The organism is Clavibacter lycopersici, from assembly GCF_003576405.1.
In the GTDB taxonomy this organism is placed as follows: Bacteria; Actinomycetota; Actinomycetes; order Actinomycetales; family Microbacteriaceae; genus Clavibacter; species Clavibacter lycopersici.
The window spans coordinates 1-5,032 of record NZ_QWGT01000204.1; the positions used below are offsets into that span (position 1 = coordinate 1).

The following is a 5,032-nucleotide window of genomic DNA, read 5'->3' on the forward strand; positions in this document are numbered from 1 at the left end:
GAGCCGCGGCGTCACGACGGGCAGGGTGCCGGTGGCGGGCGCGGCGCTCATCGGGTCGCCTCCTCGCCCGCGACGACGCGCACCGTGTCGCCGTCGCGCGCGGCCAGGGCCTCGCCCAGCGCGGACGCGAAGACCGTCGGGTCCTGCGCGCCGGAGATGCCGAAGCGCTCGTCGATCACGAAGAAGGGGACGCCCTGGATCCCGTAGGCGACGGCCTGCGCCTGGTCGGCGCGCACGTCGTCGAGGTGGCGGTGGCTCTCGAGCGCCTCGCGCACCTCGTCGGCGTCGAGGCCGACCTCGACCGCGAGCGCGACGAGGTCCGGCACCCGGCCGACGTGGCGGCCCTCGGTGAAGTAGGCGGACAGCAGCCGCTCCACCATCTCCAGCTGCACGCCGCGCTCGCGCGCCAGGTGCAGCAGCTCGTGCGCGAGCACGGTGTTGGTGTGCTGCAGAGCGTCGTAGTCGTACGCGAGGCCCTCCGCGGCGGCGAGCCGGGTCATGTCCTCGAGCATCGTGGCGACGCGGTCGGCGGGGATGCCCTTGTGGCCGGCGAGGAAGTCGACCTCGGTGCCCTGGAAGTCCACCGGGGTGTCCGGCGCGAGCTCGAACGAGCGGTAGGTGACCTGGATCTCGGGGGCGCCGGGCGTCCTCGCCTGGAAGTCGCGCGCGCCGCGCTCGAAGCGCCGCTTGCCGACGTAGCACCACGGGCACGCGATGTCCGACCAGACGTCGACGCGGATGGCGGGCAGGGCGGGGGCGGAGGAGTCGGTCACGCGTGGGCAACCGGTCGGGAAGGCGGGGCATTCCCGCGGTGTTGCCCGATCATGGCCGACAGCTCCCCCACCCCCGCCCCGTCCGCATCCGACGACGACGACGCTCCCCGCGGACGCGACCGCGTGCTCGCGCACGCCGAGCGCCTCGGCATCGACGTCGAGGTCGTCGACCGTCCCGACGCGGGATCCCTCGAGGAGGCGGCGCGCGGCCTCGGCATCGCGCCGTCGCACCTCGTGAAGTCGCTCGTGGTGAAGCGGCACGACGGCGGGCTGCTCATGGCGCTCGTGCCGGGCGACCGGCAGATCAGCTGGGCGAAGCTGCGCGCGCTCGTGGGCGTCAACAAGCTCTCGATGCCCGCGCCCGAGGTCGCCCTCGAGGCGACCGGCTACGCCCGCGGCACCATCACGCCGCTCGGCGCCCGCGGCGACCTGCCGGTCTTCGCGGACGAGCGCATCGCGGGCCGCCGGATCGGCATGGGCGGCGGCGAGCACGGCGTCTCGGCGCTGGTGGACGCGGACGCGCTGACGGCGGCGCTCGACGCGACCGTCGGCGACATCACCGACGAGCTGACGATCCGCCGCCCCTGACGCCCGCGGTGCGGGGTCGGGGACGGCGGACCGGTCGTGCCGTGGTGCGGATCAGGCGCCGACGAGCTGCCCCGCGAGGTAGCCGACGAGGTCGTCGAGCGGGATGCGCTCCTGCGCCATGGTGTCGCGCTCGCGCACGGTGACGGCGCGATCGTCGAGCGTGTCGAAGTCGACGGTGACGCAGAACGGCGTGCCGATCTCGTCCTGGCGGCGGTAGCGGCGGCCGATGGCGCCCGCGTCGTCGAACTCGATGTTCCAGATCCTGCGCAGCTCCGCCGCGAGCTCGCGCGCCACCGGCGAGAGCTTCTCGTTGCGCGACAGCGGCAGCACGGCGACCTTGACGGGCGCGAGGCGGCGGTCGAGGCGGAGGACCGTGCGCTTGTCGACGCCGCCCTTCGCGTTCGGCGCCTCGTCCTCGTGGTAGGCGTCCACCAGGAACGCCATCATCGACCGGGTGAGGCCCGCCGCGGGCTCGATGACGTACGGGATCCACCGCTCGTTCTTCGTCTGGTCGAAGTAGGAGAGGTCCTGGCCCGACGCCTCGGAGTGCGTGCGCAGGTCGTAGTCGGTGCGGTTCGCGATGCCCTCGAGCTCGCCCCACGCGCCGCCGGCGAAGCCGAAGCGGTACTCGATGTCGACCGTGCGGGTCGAGTAGTGCGAGAGCTTCTCCTGCGGGTGCTCGAAGAGGCGCAGGTTCTCCGGGTCGATGCCGAGGTCGGTGTACCAGGCGTAGCGGGCGTCGATCCAGTACTGGTGCCACTCGGCGTCGGTGCCGGGCTCGACGAAGAACTCCATCTCCATCTGCTCGAACTCGCGCGTGCGGAAGATCCAGTTCTGCGGCGTGATCTCGTTGCGGAAGCTCTTGCCGATCTGGCCGATGCCGAACGGCGGCTTCTGGCGGGCGGCGCTCAGGACGTTGGCGAAGTTGACGAAGATGCCCTGCGCGGTCTCGGGACGGAGGTAGTGCAGGCCCTCCTGGTTGTCGACGGGACCGAGGAAGGTCTTGAGCAGGCCGGAGAAGTTCTGCGGCTCGGTCCAGGATCCGGGCTGGCCGGTGTCGGGGTCGTTGACGTCGGCGAGGCCGTTGACGGGCGGGTGGCCGTGCTTGTTCTCGTACGCCTCGATGAGGTGGTCGGCGCGGTAGCGCTTGTGCGTGTGCAGCGACTCGACGAGCGGGTCGCTGAAGACCTCGACGTGGCCGGACGCCTCCCACACGCGGCGGGGCAGGATGACCGAGGAGTCGAGGCCCACGACGTCGTCGCGGCCGTTGACCATGGTCTGCCACCACTGGCGCTTGATGTTCTCCTTCAGCGCCACGCCGAGCGGCCCGTAGTCCCACGCGGAGCGCGAGCCGCCGTAGATCTCACCCGCCTGGAAGACGAACCCGCGCCGCTTGGCGAGGTTGATGACGGGGTCGAGACGCGAGGGGGTTGCCACGTTAGCTCCTAGGTGGGGCCGGACTGGATGCCCGGTCGGCGGACGGCGACCGTCGGCGGGATGCCGGCGTCGCCGGGAAAGGCGGCCCCCAGTCTACGGGCGCTCCTCGGTCAGTCCTCGTCGCCCGCGGTCCGCCGATGGGCCAGCTCGACGATGCGGACGGTCTCGAGGGAGTCGCGCGGCTCCACCGGCACGGGGCCGCGGCCGCGGACCGCGTCGGCCATCGCCGCGTAGAAGTCCGCGTAGCGGCCGCGCTCGGTGGGGATCCGCTCCCCCGCCGGATCCCCCGCCGCCTCGACGAGCGTGCCCCACTCCTCCTCGGGCGCCTCGCCGAAGCCGGGATGGGTCGGCGACGCGCCCTCCTTGAGGAGCGGCTCCTGCGGGTCGAGCCCGTGCACGGCGTACGCGCCCGCGGTGCCGAGCACCCGGAAGCGCGGGCCGGCCAGCGCGGCGACGCGGCTGACGGTGATGTGCGACTGCACGCCCGACTCGTGCAGCAGCGAGTAGAAGGCGTCGTCGTCGCTCGCGGATCCGTCGCGGACGGTCGCGAGCTCGGATGCGAAGTCGACGACGGGCCCGAAGAGCTGAAGCGCCTGGTCGATGAGGTGGCTGCCGAGGTCGTAGGAGATGCCCGCGGCGTCGGCCGGCGTCTCGCGGTCCTGCCAGCGGTCGCGGACGGGTCCGCCCCAGCGCTCGAAGGTCGACTCGAAGCGGTGGATCTCCCCCAGTCGCCCGGACGCGATGAGCGCCTTCACGGTGAGGAAGTCGCCGTCGAGGCGGCGGTTCTGGAAGACGGAGAACGCCAGGCCGAGCGCCTCGGCGCGCTCGATGAGGATGAGCGCCTCGTCGACGGTCGCGACGAACGGCTTGTCCATGACGACCGCGAGGTGCGCGTCGAGCGCCTGCAGCCCCTGGCGGAGGTGCGCGGACGCGGGCGACGCGATGACGACCATGTCGAGCTCGGCCGAGCGCGCGAACAGCTCGTCCGCGGACGCGACCACGTCGGCGCCCGGGTGGCGCTCGCGCACCTGCGCGGCGCGATCCGGATCCGAGGTGGAGACGAGCGCGATCCGGTACTCGGGGCTCGCCTGGAGGAAGGGCGCGTGGAAGACGCGGCCGGCGAGGCCGTAGCCGACGATCCCGACCCGGATGGGTGCGTCGGAGGAGGCGGGGGCTGCGGCGGGCTCGGGTGCGGTGTCGGGTGCGGTCACGCTCCCGATGCTAACGAGCGGAGGACTCCGGGGCGTCAGACGGGGTCGCGCCGCCGCCGTCCGGGTCCTCCGCGGACCCCTCGTCGGCGTCGCCCGCGTGCGCGTCGACCGCGCCGCCGAACCGCCGGTCGCGGTGCACGTAGCTCTCCACCGCGTCCCACAGGTCCTTCCGGCGGAAGTCCGGCCACAGCCGGTCGAGGAACACCATCTCGGCGTACGCCGACTGCCAGAGCAGGAAGTTGCTCGTGCGCTGCTCGCCGGAGCTGCGGATGAAGAGGTCGACGTCGGGCACGTCCGGCAGGTACAGGTAGCGCTGGATGGTGCGCTCGTCGACGCGCGACGCCTTGAGGCGCCCGGCGTCCACGTCCTCCGCGATGCGCTTCACGGCGTCGCCGATCTCGGTCCGCCCGCCGTAGTTGATGCACATCGTCAGCGTCATCCCGGTGTTGTCCTTCGTCATCTCCTCGGCCACCTGGAGGTCGTCGATGACGCTGCGCCAGAGGCGGGGGCGGCGGCCGCCCCAGCGGATCCGCACGTTCCACGCGTTCAGCTGGTCGCGGCGGCGGTGGATCACGTCGCGGTTGAAGCCCATGAGGAAGCGGACCTCGGCGGGCGAGCGCTTCCAGTTCTCCGTCGAGAACGCGTAGACGGAGAGGTGCGTGGCGCCCAGCTGCACGGCGCCCGCGACGGTGTCGAACCACGCCTCCTCGCCCGCCTGGTGGCCGGCGGTCCGCGGGAGACCGCGCTGGTTGGCCCAGCGGCCGTTGCCGTCCATCACGACCGCGATGTGCTTCGGCACGAGGTCGGCGGGGATCCGGGGCGGCTGCTCCCCGGTCCAGTCGAGCGGCAGGTCGGTGCGGCCGGGGACCTCGGGGCGTCGGCTCATGGGGTCGTCTCCTGTGCTCGGGGGCGGTCGGCGGATGGGGCGTCGTGGTCCGGCCCGGCGGCGCGCGGGGTGGACCGCACGACCGACGCGGTCGCTGCGGCGAGGGCCGCGGCGGGATCCGGGGCAGCGGGATCGAC

At 73.0% G+C, this 5,032-nt stretch carries 5 protein-coding genes; 1 reads left to right on the forward strand and 4 read right to left on the reverse strand.

Features of this window, described 5'->3' with window-relative positions; all coding sequences use genetic code 11:
• Nucleotides 1-47: 47 nt before the first annotated feature.
• On the reverse strand, nt 48-773 hold the full coding sequence (locus DZG00_RS12085; RefSeq protein WP_119382485.1) for a DsbA family oxidoreductase: 726 nt from the start codon (nt 771-773) through the stop codon (nt 48-50).
• A gap of 51 nt (nt 774-824) precedes the next feature.
• Here DZG00_RS12085 and DZG00_RS12090 point away from each other — a divergent pair, with 51 nt between their 5' ends.
• Nucleotides 825-1,361, forward strand: coding sequence for an aminoacyl-tRNA deacylase (locus DZG00_RS12090; RefSeq protein ID WP_119382484.1), 537 nt, complete (start codon nt 825-827; stop codon nt 1,359-1,361).
• 51 nt (nt 1,362-1,412) lie between these two features.
• On the opposite strand, the gene DZG00_RS12095 is transcribed toward DZG00_RS12090, so the two are convergent.
• The 3 genes from DZG00_RS12095 to DZG00_RS12105 all read right to left on the reverse strand — a co-directional run bounded on the left by DZG00_RS12095 (nt 1,413) and on the right by DZG00_RS12105 (nt 4,895).
• Complete coding sequence (locus tag DZG00_RS12095) at nt 1,413-2,798, reverse strand: glycine--tRNA ligase (RefSeq protein ID WP_119382483.1); 1,386 nt, start codon at nt 2,796-2,798, stop codon at nt 1,413-1,415.
• 110 nt (nt 2,799-2,908) lie between these two features.
• Entirely contained in the window at nt 2,909-4,009 is a 1,101-nt protein-coding gene (locus DZG00_RS12100) for a Gfo/Idh/MocA family protein (RefSeq protein ID WP_119382482.1), read from the reverse strand.
• 10 nt (nt 4,010-4,019) lie between these two features.
• Nucleotides 4,020-4,895, reverse strand: a complete 876-nt coding sequence (locus DZG00_RS12105; protein ID WP_119382481.1) for an isoprenyl transferase — start codon at nt 4,893-4,895, stop codon at nt 4,020-4,022.
• Nucleotides 4,896-5,032: the final 137 nt, after the last annotated feature.